Annotated in this window: 21 protein-coding genes; 13 read left to right on the top strand and 8 right to left on the bottom strand. The window is 41.0% G+C overall.

What is annotated here, in order from left to right:
- Positions 1-10: 10 nt before the first annotated feature.
- A complete protein-coding gene (locus tag B3E92_RS12445; protein WP_286896964.1) occupies positions 11-1,606 on the top strand; it encodes a RagB/SusD family nutrient uptake outer membrane protein in 1,596 nt (531 codons plus the stop codon).
- Positions 1,607-1,652: 46 nt separating this feature from the next.
- Here the strand turns inward: B3E92_RS12445 and B3E92_RS12440 are convergent, their stop codons facing one another.
- Positions 1,653-2,591, bottom strand: a complete 939-nt coding sequence (locus B3E92_RS12440) for an SPFH domain-containing protein (RefSeq protein ID WP_286896962.1) — start codon at positions 2,589-2,591, stop codon at positions 1,653-1,655.
- Between the two features lie 264 nt (positions 2,592-2,855).
- The gene (locus tag B3E92_RS12435; RefSeq protein ID WP_201303514.1) at positions 2,856-3,047 is read right to left on the bottom strand and encodes a hypothetical protein; all 192 of its coding nucleotides are present in this window, start codon (positions 3,045-3,047) and stop codon (positions 2,856-2,858) included.
- A gap of 154 nt (positions 3,048-3,201) precedes the next feature.
- On the opposite strand from B3E92_RS12435, the gene B3E92_RS12430 reads away from it, so the two are divergent.
- On the top strand, positions 3,202-3,555 hold the full coding sequence (locus tag B3E92_RS12430; RefSeq protein ID WP_286896959.1) for a PAS domain-containing protein: 354 nt from the start codon (positions 3,202-3,204) through the stop codon (positions 3,553-3,555).
- Positions 3,545-5,065: a PAS domain-containing sensor histidine kinase gene (locus tag B3E92_RS12425; protein ID WP_286896956.1), complete on the top strand. Its 1,521-nt coding sequence runs from the start codon at positions 3,545-3,547 to the stop codon at positions 5,063-5,065. The genes B3E92_RS12430 and B3E92_RS12425 overlap by 11 nt, the downstream gene beginning before the upstream one ends.
- A 59-nt stretch (positions 5,066-5,124) precedes the next feature.
- Here B3E92_RS12425 and B3E92_RS12420 read toward each other — a convergent pair whose 3' ends face one another.
- Together B3E92_RS12420 and B3E92_RS12415 are read right to left on the bottom strand one after the other, a co-directional pair.
- The gene (locus B3E92_RS12420) at positions 5,125-5,925 is read right to left on the bottom strand and encodes an inorganic diphosphatase (protein ID WP_286896953.1); all 801 of its coding nucleotides are present in this window, start codon (positions 5,923-5,925) and stop codon (positions 5,125-5,127) included.
- Between the two features lie 114 nt (positions 5,926-6,039).
- Entirely contained in the window at positions 6,040-6,495 is a 456-nt protein-coding gene (locus B3E92_RS12415; RefSeq protein WP_286896951.1) for a hypothetical protein, read from the bottom strand.
- A 269-nt stretch (positions 6,496-6,764) separates the two neighbouring features.
- Here B3E92_RS12415 and B3E92_RS12410 point away from each other — a divergent pair, with 269 nt between their 5' ends.
- The 4 genes from B3E92_RS12410 (at position 6,765) to B3E92_RS12395 (ending at position 9,874) form a co-directional block, all read left to right on the top strand.
- Positions 6,765-7,262 carry a DinB family protein gene (locus tag B3E92_RS12410; RefSeq protein WP_286779441.1) on the top strand — a complete coding sequence of 166 codons (498 nt, stop codon included), beginning with the start codon at positions 6,765-6,767 and terminating at the stop codon, positions 7,260-7,262.
- Between the two features lie 88 nt (positions 7,263-7,350).
- A complete protein-coding gene (locus tag B3E92_RS12405) occupies positions 7,351-7,947 on the top strand; it encodes a DUF4142 domain-containing protein (protein ID WP_286896949.1) in 597 nt (198 codons plus the stop codon).
- 232 nt (positions 7,948-8,179) lie between these two features.
- Positions 8,180-9,049 carry an alpha/beta fold hydrolase gene (locus tag B3E92_RS12400; RefSeq protein WP_286896946.1) on the top strand — a complete coding sequence of 290 codons (870 nt, stop codon included), beginning with the start codon at positions 8,180-8,182 and terminating at the stop codon, positions 9,047-9,049.
- 225 nt (positions 9,050-9,274) lie between these two features.
- Positions 9,275-9,874, top strand: coding sequence for a DNA-3-methyladenine glycosylase (locus B3E92_RS12395; RefSeq protein WP_112374544.1), 600 nt, complete (start codon positions 9,275-9,277; stop codon positions 9,872-9,874).
- A gap of 14 nt (positions 9,875-9,888) precedes the next feature.
- Here B3E92_RS12395 and B3E92_RS12390 read toward each other — a convergent pair whose 3' ends face one another.
- A complete protein-coding gene (locus B3E92_RS12390; RefSeq protein ID WP_286896943.1) occupies positions 9,889-10,347 on the bottom strand; it encodes a hypothetical protein in 459 nt (152 codons plus the stop codon).
- Between the two features lie 462 nt (positions 10,348-10,809).
- Here B3E92_RS12390 and B3E92_RS12385 point away from each other — a divergent pair, with 462 nt between their 5' ends.
- The gene (locus tag B3E92_RS12385; protein ID WP_286896941.1) at positions 10,810-13,482 is read left to right on the top strand and encodes a DEAD/DEAH box helicase family protein; all 2,673 of its coding nucleotides are present in this window, start codon (positions 10,810-10,812) and stop codon (positions 13,480-13,482) included.
- Positions 13,483-13,576: 94 nt separating this feature from the next.
- On the opposite strand, the gene B3E92_RS12380 is transcribed toward B3E92_RS12385, so the two are convergent.
- Together B3E92_RS12380 and B3E92_RS12375 are read right to left on the bottom strand one after the other, a co-directional pair.
- Positions 13,577-14,149 (bottom strand): glutathione peroxidase, encoded by a 573-nt coding sequence (locus B3E92_RS12380; RefSeq protein WP_286754494.1) that lies wholly within the window; start codon positions 14,147-14,149, stop codon positions 13,577-13,579.
- Positions 14,150-14,491: 342 nt separating this feature from the next.
- Positions 14,492-15,781 carry a glycoside hydrolase family 71/99-like protein gene (locus tag B3E92_RS12375; RefSeq protein ID WP_286896940.1) on the bottom strand — a complete coding sequence of 430 codons (1,290 nt, stop codon included), beginning with the start codon at positions 15,779-15,781 and terminating at the stop codon, positions 14,492-14,494.
- A gap of 482 nt (positions 15,782-16,263) precedes the next feature.
- On the opposite strand from B3E92_RS12375, the gene B3E92_RS12370 reads away from it, so the two are divergent.
- The 5 genes from B3E92_RS12370 (at position 16,264) to B3E92_RS12350 (ending at position 21,014) form a co-directional block, all read left to right on the top strand.
- Positions 16,264-17,085 (top strand): ATP-binding protein, encoded by an 822-nt coding sequence (locus tag B3E92_RS12370; protein WP_286896938.1) that lies wholly within the window; start codon positions 16,264-16,266, stop codon positions 17,083-17,085.
- A 24-nt stretch (positions 17,086-17,109) separates the two neighbouring features.
- Entirely contained in the window at positions 17,110-18,852 is a 1,743-nt protein-coding gene (locus B3E92_RS12365) for an ABC transporter ATP-binding protein (protein ID WP_286896936.1), read from the top strand.
- Positions 18,852-19,607, top strand: coding sequence for an ABC transporter ATP-binding protein (locus B3E92_RS12360; RefSeq protein ID WP_286896933.1), 756 nt, complete (start codon positions 18,852-18,854; stop codon positions 19,605-19,607). The genes B3E92_RS12365 and B3E92_RS12360 overlap by 1 nt, the downstream gene beginning before the upstream one ends.
- Positions 19,608-19,843: 236 nt before the next feature.
- Entirely contained in the window at positions 19,844-20,656 is an 813-nt protein-coding gene (locus B3E92_RS12355; RefSeq protein WP_286896930.1) for an ABC transporter ATP-binding protein, read from the top strand.
- A 196-nt stretch (positions 20,657-20,852) separates the two neighbouring features.
- Entirely contained in the window at positions 20,853-21,014 is a 162-nt protein-coding gene (locus tag B3E92_RS12350) for an NAD-dependent epimerase/dehydratase family protein (protein WP_115048126.1), read from the top strand.
- Positions 21,015-21,219: 205 nt separating this feature from the next.
- Here the strand turns inward: B3E92_RS12350 and B3E92_RS12345 are convergent, their stop codons facing one another.
- Entirely contained in the window at positions 21,220-21,573 is a 354-nt protein-coding gene (locus B3E92_RS12345) for a YtxH domain-containing protein (protein ID WP_286896928.1), read from the bottom strand.
- Positions 21,574-21,596: the final 23 nt, after the last annotated feature.

Genomic DNA, 21,596 nt, shown 5'->3' with positions numbered 1-21,596 from the left:
AACTATGCTAATGAAAAAGAAAATTTTAACCTTGATAATTGCGCTAGCAACGTTAAGTAGCTGCGAAAAATTTCTTGATAAACGAGATCCTACCGCAACATCCTTCGACGAGTTCTTCAATACCGAAGAAGATTTACGTCGGGTAGTCTACAGTAGTTATTTGGATGTTTTTATGGGACCAGGAGAACGTCGCCTGCTCTTCTATATGTTAGATGGTCGTAGCGATAACGCCTATGCTAGAATAGAGACAGACCACCATATGATCATTGCCAATGGCAATATGACAAGCAACGCACGTTTGGCTGAGTACTATTGGACATTATATAATAAACACGTGGGGCGGATCAATACTTACCTCGCGAATATTGACATTCCCTATGTGGAAAATGAATCGATAAGACAAAAATATAAAGCAATCTTAGAAGCACTCCGTATCTGGCATTATTTCAGGATCACTGAAGTTTGGGGTGACGTACCTTTTGTCCTAGTCCCGGTTACACTTGAAGAAGCAATACCTCCAGTAACGCCGAAAGCTGAAATACTGAACAAACTATTTGAAATGAGCCAAGATGTGGCAAACAGGCTCCCTGAAAATGAAGGTACCACAAACGCCTATATGTTCAACAAATACTCCTTCAAAACGTTGGTCATGCGATATGCTCTTTACAATGGACGCTATGAGCTTGCCGCAACCCTTGCGAAGGAAATAATGGACAGTGGCAAATATCAACTTCACCCCCAATATGCTAGCCTATTCAATTATCAAGCAGACAAGACCAATAAGGAGTTTATCATCAAATTTGACATGGAAAGCCACAATAATTCTGCTACAAATTCCTTTCAGCATCTTGCCCCACAATATAAGACCGGAAATGGGCAATCTTATGTCGTTCCTTTGAAGTCTTTGGTTGATAGTTATTGGACACTACAAGGACGTTCGATTGACAAATGCCCCTTACACAGCAAGCAGGAATATGAGCTCAACCCCAAATTAAATCGCGATCCACGTTACACAGCAAGTATTTTTGGGCAGGGCGACCTATTCAACAAAGAAAAAATAGATATTTATGATTCAAAGAGTCTATTCTATTATCAAAACTTACGAAGCAGCCGATCGGGCTATTGGTTTAAGAAATTTGTCGATGAAGCTGATGCATTTCGGACGGGAGGTAATATGTACTTTCCTTTGGCACGCTACGCAGAAGTGTTATTGACCTATGCCGAAGCCAAAATTATGCTGAATAACGTAGATGAATTAGCGAAAAGCTGTATGAATCAGATTCGACAACGTGCAGGACTCGATATGAATGTAGCAGATGTCAATCTCACGGTGAGATCTCAACAAGAATGGATTGACTTAATTCGCAATGAACGAAGAGTCGAATTTGCCGGTGAGGGGCTGCGCTATAGTGATATTCTTCGATGGAAAACAGCAGAAGTAGTTCTTAATCAACCTGCATTGGGTCATATGCGACAAAGTGCGGACGGGAAATCTGAGGTGCTTAAAATTGAAGATAGAAAATTTTTGAAACATCAATACCTCTGGCCTTTCCACGAAAGTAGCTTTCAAGTCGAACCCAATCTGATCCAAAACCCGGGATACTAATGAAACAATAAAACAAGGGTAGCGCTTATACCACGCTACCTTTGTTTTATTCCTGCCGACTGCTATCTTTAGGAATTTCAGGCAATTGCGCACTAGTATGCCCATCAATTTTTTGTGCTGCGGCCATTGAAACTACCAAATCATTCAGCATAGTGCTTGCTGCTGTTGGTGAATTTGGAAGCAAGACCAAATTGCTTCTGCTATTTGCTCCAATGGCATTCAGCGTATCATAATGTTGCGTCACGACAATTAAGGCAGAAGCTTCCTGTGCATTGATATTGGCCGCATTCAGCATTTTTACCGACTCTTCCAGTCCCTTCGCAATCTCTCTTCGCTGGTCTGCAATCCCCTGCCCCTGTAATTTTTTAGATTCTGCTTCAGCTTTTGCAACGGCAACAATTCGTATTCTTTGTGCCTCAGACTCATATTCTGCGGCAGTTTTCTCGCGTTCAGCAGCGTTGATTCTGTTCATAGCATGTTTCACCTGTTCATCAGGATCAATATCTGTCACCAATGCTTTGATAATATCGTAACCGTAGCTTTGCATCGCATCCTGCAATTCACTTTTTACAGCAATGGCAATATCGTCTTTTCTTACGAAAACATCATCTAATTTTGTTTTTGGAACTTCAGCACGTACAACATCAAAAACATACGATGTAATCTGATTTTCGGGATTCTCCAGACGATAATACGCGTCTTTTACATTATCTCTGATTACCTGATACTGAACAGAAACTTTTATCTTAATGAAAACATTATCCAATGTTTTGGTATCAATTATGACATCCAATTGCTTTATCCTAAGATTCAGCCGCTTAGCGATCTGATCCAAAAATGAAATTTTTAAATGCAAACCGGCATGACTTACTTTTAAAAATTTACCCAGCCTTTCTATCACGGCCGCAGACTCTTGCTTTACCGTATAAAATGAAGCAAATAATGTAATAAGTCCAAAAAAGACCAAAATTCCTAAATATAGCATAACCTTAAATTTAATATTGGTGATCTACAAACTTAAACGTTTACATTGTCATTCTTCTACTACTTATATAATTTTTCGATAAAGTTCCGAAACTCGGTTATCCATCCTAAAGATAGCCCAACGCTACATTTTACTGTGCTAGCCAACGCTTTGTTCTTTGCAATCTTGGCATAGGGCTCCCCCGCGATGTCCTTGCAAAAGCTCACTTGCAAAACGAAGCAGCTGCTATTAAAATAGCTATCAAGGTTAATTGGCACTTAATATTTATTCTGGTTGGATAATGACATAATGGATAAATTGAAATTCGGTTTTAATGCGTGTACGGATGCGGGTAATTGCTTCGGTAATATCTTCTGTATCAATATCATCCTTAAAATCAATGATAAGCATCAATATAACGTCTTCAGGAGACCATGAAATATTATACTTAAAATTATTCGATATTATTATTTTCAAACTGCCATCACCCAATTTTTGTTTGCTTTAAATAGCTTCAAACATGGTTTAGTGCGATTTTTGTTATTTATCATTAAGATGACCCGTACTTTTACCTTTTTTAAAGTAGTTTTATATCCATATAATTGTCTTTATAACACCATACGACATCTTTATGAACAGTTCCGAACAAATAGAACAATTACGAATTGAAAATCTTGAGCTTAACAACCGGATTACTGAACTAACTGACTTTATCGACAGTGCATCTCTAGCACTACATTGGGTTAACCGGGAAGTGGTTATTATTTGGGCCAATCAAGCTGAACTTGACCTTCTTGGTTATCGTAAGGAAGAATATATTGGTTTCCCCATTGCAGACTTTCACACAGATCAGGATACCATTTCGAAAATCCTACACATGCTTTTAAATAATCAACGTGTGGAGGATTATCCAGCAAAGTCTGAGGTGCAAAAATGGAGATATAAAGCATGTTGTTATAAATTCCAGTGCTTTGATGAAGGATGACGAATTTGTCCATTCGATGTGTTTTACCAAAGATGTTACGGAAGCCGTACTTGCAGAAAAAAGAAGAGATAAACTCACAGCAATCCTGCAGGAGAAGGAAGAGCGACTTCGCCTTGCCATCGCCTCTACCGGACTTGGGACCTGGGATTGGGACGCTGCGAAAGGAATAGTTCAACTTTCCCCACAGGCTCAAGAAATTTTGGAACTTTCTGCCCCAATCCAAAAGAAAGAAGCGATGATAACGCTCATCCATCCGGAAGATCAACCCGCTATTTTCCAGCAAATGAGAGGGCTGAGCGAAAATAAAATGGACGGCCATTTTGAGTTTACCTGCCGCATTATAAGACCTATCACACATGGGATTGCCTTTGTAAAAATCACGGGATCGGCTTTCTTTAGCGGCAGCAAAGAATCGCGCAGGATTATCGGAGCGCTTATGGATGTGACAGATCAGAAAAAAGCGACAGAAAAAAGTGCCGAACTCGCAGCCATTGTTAACTCATCCTACGATGCGATTATCGGAAAGACACTAGACGGTATTATAACCAGCTGGAACGACGCTGCGGCGAATCTTTTTGGCTATTCAAATGCGGAAATGATCGGTCAGTCCATCCTAAAATTAATTCCACGAGATAGGCATTCTGAAGAAGATTATATCCTGGGGCGAATGCGCATGGGGCATTCCATCAAGCATTTTGAAACTGTTCGGCAGACAAAATCAGGCAAACTGGTCGATTTGTCGCTGACGATATCCCCCATAAAAAACGATCTCGGCGAGATCATTGGTGTATCAAAAATTGCACGGGATATCACTGAAAAAAAGCAGGAAGAGAAGCGAAAAAATACGTTTATATCCGTAGCAAGCCACGAACTCAAAACACCGCTCACCACAGTCTTGATGAGTGCGCAGATGATGCAACAGCATGCAACTATATTTGGTGAAAAAAGTGCCCAGATAGGAACTAAGATCGAATCTCAAGTAAGAAAAATGATGCTCATGATTGCGGATTTTCTTAGTATAACGGAGGTAGACGAAGCTAAACTACAACTTCACAAAACGACTTTTCAGCTTGACAAATTAATGCAGGACTGTATTAATAATTTGGAAACGACTCGGCACAGCATTGAACTGCGTTGCGACCCTACCGTTCATATTTTAGCTGACTGGCCCAAAATGGATCAGGTTTTTGCCAACCTCCTTAACAATGCCATAAAATACTCTCCCCATGGCGGAACGATTATTATTGGCACGCAGATAATAGGCGAAAAAGTACGTATATATGTCCAGGATGAAGGGATTGGAATTGAGCCCAAACATCAAAAGAATATTTTTAAATCATTCTATCGAGTGGATAACCTAAATACTTCTAACATATCTGGATTTGGCATCGGCCTATATTTGGTCGCAGAAATCCTGCGAAAACATGGTTCACAGATACACGTTCAAAGCGCCAAGGATAAGGGATCTATTTTCTATTTTGATTTTCCGTTCACCTACGCTTCAAACTAAATAAATCTATAAGCCTACTAGGTCTACATTCCAGCAGATCTACAGTTTTAATATACCGACTAGAGCAGCCCGACCTCACTTTGTCTAATAACTAACTCTTTCTGGGCAAATTGTAATTCGAGTTTTTTCTTGAATTGTTTCCAGTAGGCATGGTCGATTTCAGCAACCATGATTTCATAAACCACATTCTCGTCTTTAATTGGCTGTTTTTTAGGATCGACCCATATACCAATGGCAGGGGCACGCGTATAAGCTGTTATCCCGCCAAAGTCTTTAATGAGCTGCTTACTAATATCCTGAAATAGTTGAGCGGAGAAGGGTGTTCCCGACGCATCGTAGAGTGGAAGAAAAAGTTCAATTTTTTTGATGGGCTGACTGTTACTTTTTGCTTTTTCTATTGCCTTACATGCATCTTTAGCACTTAGAATTTTCAAAGGCTGGAAATTTTTGCCTTCCTGTTTATTATAATTTATGAAGAACTGTTGCAGTTCATCGAGCACGGTTTCAGGCAATTGGGCGACACGATGAATGTGACCAAAGACGGCTGAAGCCTCTGGCACAACCAAAAACCGGTCATTTTCGACAGTGTCGCCATCTTTATTCTGCTGTATCGCCTTTATTGCACCAATTATTCTGCATTTCAATATACAGCCAGGAAACGTCCCTTGTTCCGAAATAACGATAATATCCAAAGGGTCACCATCCTCTCCTACCGTGCCCGGGATAAAACCGAAATCATAGGGGAAAACTGAGCCCAAAGGAAGGTATTTTGCTAGAACAAATCCGCCACATTTTGGCTCATAGTTGTATTTAGCATTTGAATTTTTGGGTGTTTCAACCGTGCAGAATATGTATTTCATCGTCATTTATAAAATGGGTTTCGGCTCAATATCGACTTATTAAAACTAATGAGTTTTATAGTGAACAGTAGCATCTACAATTTCGTTTACGATTTTATAACAAATTTAAAGCGTCTAGGTCTTTACCCCTTTTGCCTTTTTGATAGATTGCTCTATCCTTCCCAAACGCTTTCTCCAGGCCATGACTTGCGGTTCTTCATATCTTGGAAGGCCATCCTCCTGCATTAATCCCAGTACTTTGGCCAAACGCTGACTTAAGTCCGCTGACCCACCGTTCAGCTTCTTCCATTTGCGCTGATCTTTCAACAGATCATTTTCATAGGCAGCGAGTGCCTTCTTTATGGTACTTAGCTCTTTCTTGTACATTTTCTGCCTATGATATACAATCATGAGCCGATTATATGCAGCGGCATGCAGCTTATCCTTTGCGATAACTGTATGATAGTTTTTGACAGCATCCTCCAATTTGCCTTCGGATTCTAACAATTTAGCCTGTTTCATTAATTCGTTGATAGACAGACGTGCTGTGGATCTTTGATCAGCCATTTCAATACGATTGTTCGAGACCATAAAACGCGGGTATGAGCCCGGATCATAAAGCGATTGCCTTTCCTAGGGAATCTCGATAGAAGGACAAGATTCAGCATATAATAGTTTGTCTACTGATTACATCCTAACTAGAACCTTTTTACTCCGCAACTATTCCAGCGTTGCTAGCTGGAATTCTTCAGTACGATGTTAGCATTTTAAACGAATACACAATTGGTTAAAACTAATTCCTGTATAGTTCGGTTTACTTTCTAAAATCTCAAACTTAATCATTTTAAAACTAAGTCATTATGAGCACTATTCTGATAAAAGATATCATTCAGCAATTAAAGGATGTGGAGCACGCCGATCTATGGATCGATGAAAATTTTGAAAAAAAATTAGCTACGGTGAGCGAATCATCTGTTTATGAGCGTCCTATCCCAGAAATGCACAGTGTAGCGGAACTGATGTCGCATCTCATTGAATGGCGTAAGGAGGTTCTAAGCCGTTTGAAGGGAAATCCACGGGGACTCGAAATGAACGAAGCTAGGAATTGGCGAACGAATGACGAACTGAAGACAACAGGCTGGAAAAAGCTGTTGGAAGATTTCTGGGATAGTCAGCGACACGTTATTCACTTTCTCAACGGCAAAGACGATTCCTTCCTCGAGCAACCCTATAAACATGCGAATCCTGATTTCCCGCACAACCTCAAATACCTCCTGACAGGCCTTATCCATCACGATTTTTACCACCTGGGTCAGCTGGGTATCACTATTAAATTTTTGAAGCTAAAAAACACGTAAATGTAATATGAGATAGTTGCGTTGGTCATTTTTTTGAAACGATACTGTTTTGACCACTGTTTATCTAGAAATCAAAACTCATAAGATCATGAAAAGAATATTTTTGACCCTAGCAATTGCATTTTCTATTGTTGCTGTCCAAAGTTGCGGCAATGCAAATAACGACAGCAAAAAAACAGCAGACAGTATCAACGAAACAAAAGCACCAGAAAACATAGACGATAATAATACGGCAACGACGCCTGTTGCTGTCAGTGAAGACGATGCAAAATTCGTTACTGAAGCAGCGAACGGTGGCATGGCTGAGGTAGAACTTGGAAAACTTGCAAAGGAAAAAGGCCAGCATCTGGATGTAAAAGCCTTCGGCGAAATGATGGTTAAAGATCATTCCAAAGCAAATGATCAACTTGCAACACTTGCACAAGCAAAAAATATCACGCTACCAGCCACCTTGGGTACAGATGAGCAAAATTTGAAGGATGAATTGTCCAAAAAGTCGCCCGGAGACTTCGATAAATCGTATATCGAAGATATGGTTAAAGACCATGAAAAGGATATCAAGCTGTTTGAGGACGCTAGTAAAAATCTTAAAGATACCGAGCTGAAAGCGTTTGTAGATAAAACTCTACCAACACTTAGAAACCACTTAGATCATGCTAAAAGTGTAAAAGATAAGTTGAAATAATAGCAAAACACAGGGGCTGGTATAGGATATTGGTCCCTGTCTTTTTTAATTACACCTCAACTGCCCCAGCGATACGAAATCCTCCCCTCGGTATTATCGCGATCCGATCTTTTTTTACCGAACTGTCTGCTCGCGTTTCTGACGCAATCGCCCCTATATTTGTCGTATTTCCACAGTATTTTCCTGGGAAATCGTAATGATATTTGTCATGTACATTTTAAATAAATTCGTTATGAACACACGTATCAAAACCAATACTATTTTTAAATCATTACTTTATATCATTATGATGATTACTGTTATGCAATCTTATGCCCAAATTAAACCCTCGGCTCAAGGTTTAGTACACCTTAAGGACAGCAAGGTATATTATGAAGTTTATGGTACTGGAAAACCGATTGTATTATTACACGGCGCTTTTATGACCATCAGCACCAACTGGAGTCAGCTCATACCCGAACTGTCAAAAAACAGGAAAGTCATCGCCATTGAGTTGCAGGGCCATGGCCATTCACCCTATTCTGATAGAAAATTTGACCACGCCATACTTGCAGCTGATGTTGCCAAAGTGATGGATTATCTGAAAATTGAACACGCTGCAGTGCTTGGCTACAGCTTTGGAGGGGCAGTAGCCTACCAATTTGCCATTCAGTATCCGAAGCGCTTAGATGAATTAGTCATTATTTCTGCTACCTATAAAAGTAAGGGATGGATGCCGGAAATTAACAAAGCCTTCCGGAACATGAAACCAGCACTATTTGAAAATAGTCCGATGCAGCAAGCCTATGAAGCCGTTGCTCCCGACAAAACAAAGTGGACAAAATTTTTAGAACAGATGATCTCATTGGCACAGCAACCATATGATCTGGGAGACGCAAATATTGCCAAAATATCTTCACCTGTACTCTTGATTGCTGGAGACAACGACGGTCTAGACAAGATCGAGCTGGTAAAAACATATCAATTATTGGGCGGTGCAGTAGTTGGTGACTTTGGACAAATGCCGAAATCCCAATTAGCCATTATCCCAGGACAGGGCCATGTCAGTCTGATGAGCCAGACAAGTGTCATTTTAGGTTTCCTGAATAGCTTTTTAAAATAATCCACACAACATACACTGTACTTATTGTTTGTCAAACTGTGCCGTCTTACCAATAACATCTGCTAAGGAAACACGAAAATTAAGATAAACAGGCTTTTCATCTGCTCCTGAATATAAGCCCTGAAATCATTTGATTGGCTAATGAATAGCGAATCAAATGATTTTCTCTATATTTAATCACCGTCATGCGACGAACATAATCGTTGACAGTTAGAAGGATAAAAAATGGTTAAACTACCTCAATCTTATTACACTAATACAAATACCATATTCCTGGCGGAAGATCTGTTAGGAAAAGTTCTCTATACGCAAAAAGATGGCCTGGTAACAGCGGGTAGAATTGTCGAGACCGAAGCTTACTTTGGCATTATGGATAAAGCATCCCATGCATTTAACGGAAAGAGAACATCGAGAACCGAGCCGATGTACAAGGAAGGTGGCGTCGCCTATGTATACCTCTGTTATGGTATTCACCATCTGTTGAATATTGTGACTTCTGGAGCAGACGATCCCCAATGCGTTCTAATTAGAGGGATTGAACCGTTGGTTGGCATTGACGTAATGGCATTGCGGAGACCTGTGCGACCCGAAAAACCCTCCTTCTCCAACGGACCGGGATCTACAGCTAAAGCTTTGGGAATTGACGCCTCATTTAATGGCGCATTATTGACCGGTGATAGCATATGGATTGAAGATCAGGGAATAAAATACAGTTCAGCACAAATCGGAAAAGCAGCACGAATCGGTATCGCTTATGCTCAGGAGCACGCAGTCCTACCCCTGCGTTTTTTTGTAAAGGACAGTAGATACGCCAGGAAGGGATAACATAACAATGCGGTTTATTGCTGAACTTTCGGGTCAGCCTGCTGTTTTTCGATTATTTTCCGGAACAGGATAAATTCTAAGATGGTGCTGGCTAGATAAATAACGGAGAACAGAAGCAGCATTTTTAACGGGTCAAGAACCATATGATATTTATAAAATCCAACCAAAATATAAATGATCAGTAAGATCAGGCAAACAGCCGGTATTCCCGAAAATGTCAAAAACGATAATGCTTTATTACGGCGAATTTTTTCGATATGATTTAGAAAAAATAGTAAGGAACATAAAATCACCGCGAAAAGATAAATTGTTGAAAAACCCAAATTGACAATAATATCCAGAATAACGATGATTGTCTCGAGAAATCCCGTAGCAGCCGTATCCGTCTCTGCGATAACAAGTCGGTACAGTACAAATAGCGCGACACTTATCAATACATTAACCAACCAAAATCTGAATATAATTTTTCCCATATTACTTCGTATTTTATAATTGCTGTTGCTGATTTCTTGGTTTTATGAATAATATAACCGAGATAACGTTTTGTTTATGCATTGACAACTCCTTCAAGTAAGCTTACAAAGATATCAAGTTATTTTCTGGGACTGATACACGAATATAAAGTCAATCTCGGCGAATAGTAATTATTATGCCTTCCAATAAGCCTAACAGCAGATAAAAACGGTGCCAAAATCCCCCCGTCTATTATTCACTTTTAACGAACATCTTGCTAAAATTCAGAGCTTAAAACTAGCCTATTTTTGGAGGCTGTACAGATCAAGCACGGACATAGCACTGTTCGGGTACAAGAGGTGAGTCGCTTACATTCGAGGTCAATAGAGTTAATTTCACAAGCCTTTCCGGCAAATCGTATTTGCAACTAAATTGGTATATTGCGCTGCAATATGGTGTAAATTTTAAATTATCCGAATCTATTGACTGAGTACCCTAAAGCAATTAAATTCAAATATCCATGGCGTAAGTACCAATTGCGGGTACTTGAGGAATTACAGGAGCATCTTAAAGATGGTCATTTACATGTGGTGGCGCCTCCCGGCTCAGGTAAGACGGTCCTGGGGCTTGAAGTTGCTATACGCATCAATAAACCAACGCTAATTCTCGCACCGACACGTGCAATCCGTAACCAATGGATACAACGGTTTTGTGAACTTTTTCTTCAATCGGATACCGTGCCTGACTGGATCTCCAGGGATATCCGAAATCCTAAATTTATCACTGTAGCGACTTATCAGGGAATGCATGCTGCCTGCAGTGATCAAGATCCAAAGGGAGCAGATTCAAACCTTGACTTTATCCTAAAAGGATTGAAATCCCAAAAAATTGGTACAATTGTCGTCGACGAAGCACACCATCTTAAAAATGAGTGGTGGCATACATTAATTAATATCAAGAAAAAGCTGAACCCGACGATCGTTGGCCTAACAGCGACTCCCCCTTACGATGTCTCTCCAACAGAATGGCAGCGCTATATGGACCTCAACGGCCCCATAGATGCGGAAATTTCGGTCCCCGAACTTGTCATTGAAGGTGATCTATGTCCGCATCAGGATTATATCTATTTCACCAATCCCAGCGAAAAGGAAAGACAGTTTATTGCCGATTACAGGGATAGTATGCTTAAGCTATTTAAGGAATTAGGCACGGACGAAATCGTACTTCAGGGGATCCAAAATCATCCGATATGGCTAAACCCGATGGATGATCTCGACTGGGTCTATAATAACTTGAAATATTACTCGGCATGCTTAATTTTTCTCCATGCCAACCAAATCCCAATTCCCGAGCTCCATATGGAAATCATCGGTGGCAAAGATTTTAAAATACCTCACCTGGATTATGAATGGCTCGAAATTCTACTTGAATTTTACCTACATCAGGAAAAGGTGCATTTCAATGTATTTGCAGAACATCGAAGCGCGCTGGAAAATAAATTACAACGGCACGGTGCCATGGAAAGAAAACAGGTAAACTTTTCCCAAAATAGCCGTGTCCGACAATATTTAACATCCAGTATCAGTAAAATGGACGCTATTACCGCGATCGTGGATTTTGAATATGAAAAATTGGGGAATGACCTGCGACTGGTGGTCCTCTCGGATTTCATCCGAAAAGAATTCTATGTAAACACCGACCACAATACGCTTGAATTGAACAAAATAGGTGTCATCCCTATTTTCGAAAAATTAAGACGGGAAAATAAGAATAATAAGAAACTCGCTGTGCTTACAGGATCCATGATCATTATTCCGGCCAGTGCTTACTCAGCATTTCAAACTACTGCTGCTAGATATGGTATATTTGACAGCTCTACGAGCCCTGTTCCTTTTGATGCAAATTACCTTTTAATAAACCAGACGGAGGGTCTTAAACACGATATTGTTCACATTGTCACACAGCTATTCCAGGTTGGAGAAATTGAAGTCCTACTGGGGACCAAATCATTGCTAGGTGAAGGCTGGGATGCTCCGGCAATCAATGCGTTGATTTTAGCGAGTTTTGTCGGCTCATTTGTACTTTCCAATCAGATGCGCGGTCGGGCTATTAGAGTGCAACAGGGCAATAAGGAAAAAACGGCAAATATCTGGCATTTGGTATGTGCTGACTCTACCTCGGCAACGGGTGGTGATGACCTTAAATTACTAAAACGACGGTTCAAAAGTTTTGTCGGCGTCTCGCTGCGACAAGAACCTGAAATTGAAAATGGTATAGGCCGTTTTGATCTACCTGAAAACATAAACAACGTTGGGGAAATTTCACGGAAAAATGCGGAAATGCTACTATTTGCTGCCAATCGGGTAAACCTCAGGCAGCGGTGGAATGATGCGCTTACCAAAGGAATGAATCTCGTCGAGGAGATCAAGATACCTTTTGCGGAAGAACAAGATTATCAACGGGTAAAATCGTTGTATCTCAACAAAACAATTAGAAATGTACTGGCGACAGTGGGCGCTGCCTGGCTAAGTTTTGGGCTTGACAACGTTCAAGGATTTTTTAGGGCATTAAAAAATATGCAAAGCCTGAAAGATTTTTATATTTACATCGCCAGCTTGAGTGCAGTAGGAATGCTGCTTTTCGGAAGAAATACGATCAAGTCACTCAGACTATATTTGAAATATCGCGATATTTCCAAAGATCTGAAACAAGTGAGTTCTGCGCTCTTAAATAGCTTGTTAAAAGCACATATCATACGGGCTGATCAAAACGAAGTGCGCGTGGAAACGCAAGTTGACCGCTCCGGTGCCGTTTATTGCCATTTAGAAGGGGGTACAACATTCGACAAATCCATATTTATCAATGCATTACAAGAGATTATTGCACCGATCAATAATCCGCGTTATGTTATTGTCAGGAAGAATAAATTTGCTTTTTTTGTCAAGCAGGAAGATTATCATGCTGTTCCGGAACTGCTGGCACGCAAAAAAGAATTCGCCGAATATTTTAGCAATCAGTGGGAAGCACATGTAGGGAATTGTGAATTAATTTTTACCCGAACAATTGCTGGTAGAAAATTGATCTTAAAAGCGCGGGTGAAATCATTGGCTGCGCAGCTGGATGAAAAAGTACTGCAGGTAAGCAAGTGGCGGTGAAGAAATAAGTTAAAAAAGAATTTCTCCCATTGTGCAGCCAGCCACTACCGCGGACTTTCAACTGTTTAAAGAAAGTTGAATGAACGCTGTCTAACTAATCGATCAGCGCTACAATTGCTGGATCTTCGGGATCTGTTTTTGGAGGAAAATGCTTGATAAGCCTGCCGTTTTCATCGATCAGATATTTCTGAAAATTCCACAGGACAGCAGAACTTTCTACGCCGTTCAAGCTTCTATTTGTTAACCACTGATAAATAGGCGCTTGCCGCTTTCCTTTAACATCAATCTTTGCTGCCATCGGAAAAGTTACGCCGTAATTCCGTTGACAAAAAGCAGCTATTTCGGCATCTTTACCAGGTTCTTGGTCTAAAAAATCATTTGATGGAAAACCTACAATGACCAACTTATCACTAAATCTTTTATACAAGCGTTCGAGTCCCTCGTACTGTGGTGTAAATCCACATTTAGAAGCGGTGTTTACAACAAGTATCTTTTTACCTTTAAACTGCGCAAAATCGATGGACGAGCCATCCAACCCCTTCACTTTAAAATCATATAGCGTAGCTGACTTCAAGGCCATATCTACTTTAACATTACCATTGGTGAATAAATAATAGGCTACACCTGCTGCGACTACCGCCACGATGAATAAAATTATAAAGAGCATTTTTTTTATTTTTTTTTGAAACATGACAATCTATAGCTACACGAAACCACCCCAACATCGTCTGAATTTAGGTCGATGAATACCCTTGGACCTAGGACCAAGGATGGTACATGACAACCTTGCCGACCAACGCTGTACAAGACAAAACGTATGCTGCGAAGTTTTATAAACGGTAAGCGCAACGTTCATCATAGATTAAAGTTACTAAAGAAAGTCTGAATTGAAAATGAAAAATGCTTTTCTGATCGGATAATAAAACCCTATAAAAAACCGAATCTTCATAACGAAGATTCGGCCGCACTATTAAACTATATAAACCAATTGTGTTCGTTAAAAGTTGACTTATTGTGGGGAGGTTGGTCTATTTGGGTTCAGCGGTATCTGTCCCTTTAGCATCTTTCCACCGTCCATTGTGATCCGGAGATAGTAATCCGAAGAACAAGCAGTCCCATCTTCATCCATGGATTTAATCCCCAGCCCAACCGGAACATCCTGTTGGGTTGCAGCAGTCTTCGCGATCTGATTGGATTCGTTGTACTCATCAAACATAGACACATACATACTCTTGACACCGAGCGAAGTCAGATTATAGAATTGTCGCCACATAAAATCACCATGTTTTCTTTGCCCCTCCTGCAGTGAGCCCGGCAATACACAGGGATGATAGTCTATGTTATTTAAATTACAAAACTGTAGATCAGCATTTTGGATATGCTGTGCATAATGATCCACGTCTGCAATGGTTCCGATACGTCCTACCATCCAAGGCGACAACATATCAAATGCTTTGTAAACGTCGATGTAGCCCTGCCTCGAATCTCCCCCTGCTTGTGCCAGCCTCCAATGTGTTGGCGTGCCGCCCATGACATAACAGCCTTGGTCGCGAAACCACTGGATCACATCCAGACAGACGGCCGCCGACCAGGGGTGGTTGTTGTCATTAAAACCAAATCCCCAAATACCGACCACAGGCTTGCCATTCTGTTTGGCATAGGCTGGAGACTGAGTATATTGTTTCATTAGATTTAGCCAATCATTTTTTATCTCAGCCTGCATATTAACCCAGGCCGACACATCATACATGATATAAAATTTGACACCGTGTTGCTCGGCGGCAGTTTTAACTTTAGCCGTAATGGCGTTACGAATGGGACCTTCTATCCCTGTGGGATTAAATCGCTGCAATGCCGCCGTGTGGATACCATAATCTTTCATCCATTTAACCTGGACATTGACTGTCTGATCGTCAAATGAAGAAAACAAAGACGCAGGTGAACCATTGCCCAACGCCGGTAAATTGCTGTTGTATTTTTTTTGGTATTCACTGTTGTCGGGCCAAGAAGGAATATGGAAATTACCCTGGGACGGCGTCTGTTGCCAGGCCTCAGTCCAGTGCCACCAATGTGTTCCCATGGGAGAATTGTCGCCAGCGCAGGAAAACCAGCCCTGGTATCCCACAGTAATCTGGCCAACAACATCGCCTGTCGCGGAAACTGCATTATTGCCATTTGCCTTTTTGGCCTCCTCTTTCGGGAGCGGTTGTTCCATCATCTTTTCGCTCTTCGAACAGGACGCCAGCAAAGTTGCCAACAAGAAGACCATACATAATTTTGTTTGCTTTTTAATACTCATAATCAAGTGATTTTTTTTATAAATGGTTGAAACTGGTTTATACAAATTGGTTTATTTCAATGCAGGTCGCCCTACTCCCCCTTCGTTCCGGGGGGCTAAATAGTACTGGGCTTATTCTCGAAATCAAAGTTATGAGGTACCATTAATGAACTATTAACAAGAAATTAATAGCTTCTATAAATCGGTATGAAACGAAAAATTATTTATAAATATATTGGTGGGCCTAAAGCAATTTTGCCGTATATTGAAAAGAAATATTACAGCAATTTATCTATAAAGAAGTATTGATCTAAGCGATCTGATGGGGTTTTCTTTCGAAAAAAGAAAACAATACGATCTAAATGCTGTATATTAAAGGAGCGCAATGGTCGATTTTTTTGACTACAACTATTTATTCTTTAACAGAAGACCAAAAGTTCCTTTGAGTAGTTTTTTTTTAACTCGAATAAATTAAACTAATATAAACACCAATCCGATTTTCTATGAAAATTACGTTAACATTAACCCTTATCATGTTTGTACAAGTCCTGTTTGGACAGAAGTCTTTAACGCCTCAATGGCAATCGGACACTACCCTAAGATCTCCAGAGTCCGTTTGGGTAGATGCCAAAAACAAAGTACTCTATGTTTCAAATACGATTGCCTTCGAACCTAACACAACGGCATTCATCAGTAAACTGGATATGGACGGAAAATTTATCAAAAAAGATTGGGTGACAGGATTAAATGCTGTTTTGGGCATAGGAATCCACAAAAACCGGCTCTATGCAGCGGAAGCATTCGCTAAATCGATTGCCGTCATCGATATAGATAAAGCAAGCATCGTTAAAAGAATTACCATCGATGGTGCTGAGTTGCTCAATGACATTACAGTTGACTCAAAGGGTATTGTTTATGTGAGTGATACGCGACTTGGAAAAGTATATCGCATTGAAAATGACGTCCCTATGCTATATGCCGAAAATCTCAAAGGTGCAAACGGACTGCTGGCTGTCGGCAAAGACTTGTATGTATTATCGGATGGTGCTCTTGTTAAGATAGATCAGGATAAAAAAACTACTGTAATATCGAAAGGTATGGAAGGTGGATTGGACGGTGTCGTACAAATTAAACCCAACGAATTTGTAGTTTCGGGCTGGCAAGGACTGATCTATCATGTCAAACCTGACGGCTCCAATACGGTATTGCTTGATACACGGGACAAGAAGATAAATGCTGCCGATATCGGTTACGACAAATCTTCGGGTATGCTTTATGTGCCTACCGTTAGGAGTAACAGCGTTCAGGCATACAAACTGGACTAAATGATTTAATGGATATACAAGCAGATGAAGCTTTCCACGTTTACCCCTTATACCAAGTCATTTAGAAAGGCTTTTTTGATTATTCCCTTTTTCGTTGTAATTGATGTGTTTTGCGAAATTGTACAACCTCGTCTAATGTCTATTATTGTCGATGACGGAATCTTGCATAAAGATATCAACTACATTTTGAAAATTGGATTGGCCATGATCGGGTTAGCCATCGTTGCCATCGTTGCCAATTTGTGCAACATCTATTACTCTGCACATGCATCTGTGGGTTTTGCGCCGAATCTCCGGACTGCCCTGTTTCGAAAAATACAATCTTTTGCTTTTGCGGATACCGATTATTTCAGTTCGGCGTCGCTTACTACGCGGCTCACCAACGACACCAATATGATGCAGCAAGTCATGATGATGTGCCTGCGTATGCTCCTAAGAGCACCCCTTATGATGGTTTTTGCCATTATCTTTGCGGTTTCTATAAATAAGGATCTGTCCATCGTGATGGCCATTGCGTTGCCTATATTAGCCCTAAGCATATTCATATTATTCCGCAAAGGGCTCCCCTTTTTTATCAAGATGCAGCAGGCGGTCGATCGTGTCAATAGTGTTGTGCAGGAAAATCTACTCAATGTGCGGGTGGTTAAAGCTTTTGTACGTCAAGACTTTGAGAAAAAGAAATTCGACAAAGTGAATTTCGACCTGATGGATGTTGCGACCAAAGCTTCAAGCATCGTTGTACTTATCATGCCTGTCATGCAATTGGTGATGGGCTTGTCGCTTGTTGCCGTGACCTGGTTTGGCGGACAGAAAGTTATGACCGGAACGCTTGCTCTTGGTGGACTGATGTCCTTTCTAAGTTATATCACGCAGATCCTTATTTCCTTGATGTTGCTCTCATTGACTTTCATGATGATTTCAAGGGCAATCGCTTCGGGTGATAGAATTGAAGAAGTTTTAGAGAAACAGCCTTCCTTATCGGATACGGTGGAAGGTCTCCAAAACAGATACGCTATCACAGCAGGACGGATCGCCTTTCAGCAAGTCACTTTTCGGTACAACAAACAAAGTGAGAAACCCAACCTCGACTACATTAGCTTCGACGTGAAGCCTGCGAGTACCTTAGCTATCATAGGTGGCACAGGTTCCGGAAAGAGCACGTTGGTACAATTAATCCCACGACTGTATGATGTGTCTGAAGGTAGCGTGTTGGTCGATGGCATCGATGTCAGAAATTACCAACTACAGGAACTGCGCAGCGAGATTGCGATTGTCTTGCAGCAAAATCAACTTTTTTCAGGAACTATATTAGAAAATCTCAAATGGGGAAATGAGCAGGCGATGGATGAGGATATTTATGCTGCTGCCAGGACTGCCTGTGCAGACGATTTTATACGCTCCTTCCCCGCCGGATATCACACGCTACTAGGACAAGGAGGCGTCAATGTTTCGGGAGGACAAAAACAACGCATATGTATTGCCAGGGCTTTATTGAAGAAACCTAAAATCTTAATTATGGACGACAGCACAAGTGCTGTGGACATCGACACCGACCGGAAAATACGTGAAGGTTTAAAAAATTATCTGCAGGATACCACACAATTGATTATTGCACAGCGTATTTCAAGCGTCATGCACGCCGACCAGATATTGGTCATGGAAGAAGGCCGCATTGTCGGTTCCGGATCACACGAGGTACTTCTGCAAACAAATACCATCTATCAGGAAATTTATCAGTCCCAACACCTGCAAAAAGAAGAAGCCTAATGAGTACCTCAAACAAATCCATCCCTGTGAGTTTACCCGGCCCCGGAAGTTCAAGACGCATTAAAAATGAAAAGCCCAAACAGGGATTTAGGGCTTTATGGCGATTGATGCGCTACCTGTCTTCGCAACGGCTGATGCTTCTGCTGATTTTAATTTCACTTTTGCTGGGAACTGCGGGAACACTAGCGGGCAACTACCTTTTACGGCCTGCAATCAACAATTATGTACTTAAAAAAGATATTGTTGGTCTAGGACATATCGCCCTCGTCATGATCGGAATTTATATCGCTACAGGAATCTTCAACATGTTGCAATACCGGCTCACCATAAAAGTTGCGCAGAAAACGATTTCAAACCTCCGAAATGAGCTGTTCGACCGCATGCAGTACCTACCTTTGCAGTTTTACGATACCCATCAACATGGTGATCTGATGAGTCGCTTCACCAATGACATGGATACCGTAAGCGACGCCCTAAACAATAGCATTACACAACTTTTAATCAGCTCAATTACCTTGTTGGGGACACTCGCGCTCATGGTATATATCAGCCCTATCTTATCTATTATTGCATTGATCATGATCCCCCTGATGTTATATCTGGCAAAACTGATCATCAACAAAAGCAAGCGTTTTTTTGCCGCCAACCAAGCTGCACTCGGCAATGCCAATGGCTATGTAGAGGAAATGATCAGCGGACAAAAAGTGGTGAAGGTCTTCAGGCACGAAAACGCCGCCATCGAACAATTTGAATAGCTTAATCAAGTGCTCCGGGAAAAAGCAACAAAGGCACAGTTTTATTCTGGCATGATGATGCCTTTGATGGCGAATATGAGCACCATTAACTACGCGCTGACTACCATCGCAGGTGGTATTCTAGTGATCACACGTGGATTCGATTTAGGGGATTAACTGCATTTTTACAGTATGCACGGCAATTTGGACGGCCTGTCAATGAGATTTCCAGTCAATACAATAGTCTACAGGCAGCGTTGGCGGGCGCAGAACGTATTTTTGCCGTTATTGACACGGCTCCTGAAAGTGAAACCGTCGATCCGCAGCCAATGCCGGCACCGGTGCAGGGCCAAGTGACACTATCGCATGTAAATTTTGGATATGTACCCGAAAAACAGGTTTTATTTGATATCGACATCGACGTAAAACCAGGTCAAAAGATCGCTTTTGTGGGTGAAACTGGTGCCGGCAAGTCGACAATTATCAATTTGCTGCCTCGCTTCTACCCTTTGCTATCCGGGGATATTCTGCTAGATAAGACATCGATTTTTAAGCTGGATCGCAATGAACTGCGTAAAAAACTATCTATTGTATTTCAGGACACCCATTTGTTTACCGATACGGTTATGGAAAACATCCGGTATGGCCGGCTCAGCGCAACAGACGATGAAGTGATAGCGGCAGCGAAGCTTGCCGCAGCGGATAGCTTTATCATGCAATTGCCACAAGGATATAAAACCGAATTGACCAATGATGTAGCCAATCTGAGTCAGGGACAACGGCAGTTAATTAACATCGCCCGAGCAACTATAGCCAATACGCCAATCTTAATATTGGATGAAGCGACCAGCTCGATCGATACACGAACTGAAATCGCTATTCAGGAAGGTATTGACCGGTTAATGCAAAACAAAACAAGCTTCGTCATTGCCCATAGACTCTCGACCATCAAGAATGCTGACGTCATCTGTCTGATCGAAAAAGGGAGAATCGCCGAGTTCGGTTCGCATACAGAATTGCTAAAGCAAAAAGGTAAATACTATCGTTTGTATATGGGACAGTTTGACTGATCATCCCGAAGCTTTAACTCCCTACTTATTCCGTGAATACTGTATTTATTTCGTGGCAGAGGATCTTTTTTGAACGGTACAGCGGCTTGCAAAATACGAGATCATCGTTTTTCTGAAAGATGGCTACAACATTCTGACATTTGGATACATCTGCCGTCAACTTTACACAGAACTTTGTCTCAAGAAAAAAAAGATTATGAAAGTATTTATAACTGGAGCTTCGGGCTTCATAGGTTCAGCAGTTGTTCAAGAAATGATCGATGCAGGACATCAAGTATCTGGTTTAGCACGCTCAGAAAAATCAGCAGAAATAATCACCAATTTAGGTGCTCAGGTAATCCGTGGCGATCTTGTTTAAAACAAAAACCAAACTTTCGCCCCTGGAATTTCGAGCGGGCTTTCACTAAGTTAGTGAAAGCTAACCGTGACCATTGAATGGCCGTTGGATTCAGTAAAACGGTCCGTCTGGACATGGACATTATAATTTTAGGGGCGGAGATCAAAAAATAAACAGCAGACCAAGCAATAGCTATTATCCGGTCTGCTGTTTGAATCAACAAAGATTATTTTTCTTTTTGATCTTTAATTGTATTTTTAATCGCTTCAGTTTCTTCGGCGGTCTTTTCACTTATTTGATCTTTATACTTATCAAATTCATTTGAGACCTTATCGGCCACATGACCTGCTGTTTCACTAATCGAGGATGACACATGATCATACTCTTCTTTCACTTTATCGGCTACTTCTTCGTATGTGTGTTTTGCCTGTTCTTTGAGGTCCCTTGTTTTTTCCTTGATTTTTTTCCGCGTTTTTTTTCCACTATTCGGTGCCACTAATAGACCGACCAATGTACCTACTGCTGCTCCCGCCACCATTGCGAGAAGTAATCCCGTGGAATTATTTTTTCCGTTGCACATCTTTAATTTCTTTAGACAATCGT

The organism is Sphingobacterium sp. UBA6317 (genome assembly GCF_002440385.1).
GTDB lineage: Bacteria > Bacteroidota > Bacteroidia > Sphingobacteriales > Sphingobacteriaceae > Sphingobacterium > Sphingobacterium multivorum.
Note: the sequence above shows the minus strand (reverse complement) of the source record. Positions and strands in the feature narration are given on the sequence as shown.

Excerpts from the sequence above, each read along its gene's own strand:
- B3E92_RS12420 (WP_286896953.1), bottom strand. The coding sequence starts at position 5,925 with ATGAAATACATATTCTGCACGGTTGAAACACCCAAAAATTCAAATGCT.
- B3E92_RS12380 (WP_286754494.1), bottom strand. The coding sequence starts at position 14,149 with ATGCTCTTTATAATTTTATTCATCGTGGCGGTAGTCGCAGCAGGTGTA.
- B3E92_RS12440 (WP_286896962.1), bottom strand. The coding sequence starts at position 2,591 with ATGCTATATTTAGGAATTTTGGTCTTTTTTGGACTTATTACATTATTT.
- B3E92_RS12430 (WP_286896959.1), top strand. The coding sequence starts at position 3,202 with ATGAACAGTTCCGAACAAATAGAACAATTACGAATTGAAAATCTTGAG.
- B3E92_RS12345 (WP_286896928.1), bottom strand. The coding sequence starts at position 21,573 with ATGTGCAACGGAAAAAATAATTCCACGGGATTACTTCTCGCAATGGTG.
- B3E92_RS12400 (WP_286896946.1), top strand. The coding sequence starts at position 8,180 with ATGAACACACGTATCAAAACCAATACTATTTTTAAATCATTACTTTAT.
- B3E92_RS12445 (WP_286896964.1), top strand. The coding sequence starts at position 11 with ATGAAAAAGAAAATTTTAACCTTGATAATTGCGCTAGCAACGTTAAGT.
- B3E92_RS12425 (WP_286896956.1), top strand. The coding sequence starts at position 3,545 with ATGAAGGATGACGAATTTGTCCATTCGATGTGTTTTACCAAAGATGTT.
- B3E92_RS12395 (WP_112374544.1), top strand. The coding sequence starts at position 9,275 with ATGGTTAAACTACCTCAATCTTATTACACTAATACAAATACCATATTC.
- B3E92_RS12370 (WP_286896938.1), top strand. The coding sequence starts at position 16,264 with ATGAAAATTACGTTAACATTAACCCTTATCATGTTTGTACAAGTCCTG.
- B3E92_RS12350 (WP_115048126.1), top strand. The coding sequence starts at position 20,853 with ATGAAAGTATTTATAACTGGAGCTTCGGGCTTCATAGGTTCAGCAGTT.
- B3E92_RS12415 (WP_286896951.1), bottom strand. The coding sequence starts at position 6,495 with ATGGTCTCGAACAATCGTATTGAAATGGCTGATCAAAGATCCACAGCA.
- B3E92_RS12405 (WP_286896949.1), top strand. The coding sequence starts at position 7,351 with ATGAAAAGAATATTTTTGACCCTAGCAATTGCATTTTCTATTGTTGCT.
- B3E92_RS12360 (WP_286896933.1), top strand. The coding sequence starts at position 18,852 with ATGAGTACCTCAAACAAATCCATCCCTGTGAGTTTACCCGGCCCCGGA.
- B3E92_RS12365 (WP_286896936.1), top strand. The coding sequence starts at position 17,110 with ATGAAGCTTTCCACGTTTACCCCTTATACCAAGTCATTTAGAAAGGCT.
- B3E92_RS12410 (WP_286779441.1), top strand. The coding sequence starts at position 6,765 with ATGAGCACTATTCTGATAAAAGATATCATTCAGCAATTAAAGGATGTG.
- B3E92_RS12375 (WP_286896940.1), bottom strand. The coding sequence starts at position 15,781 with ATGAGTATTAAAAAGCAAACAAAATTATGTATGGTCTTCTTGTTGGCA.
- B3E92_RS12390 (WP_286896943.1), bottom strand. The coding sequence starts at position 10,347 with ATGGGAAAAATTATATTCAGATTTTGGTTGGTTAATGTATTGATAAGT.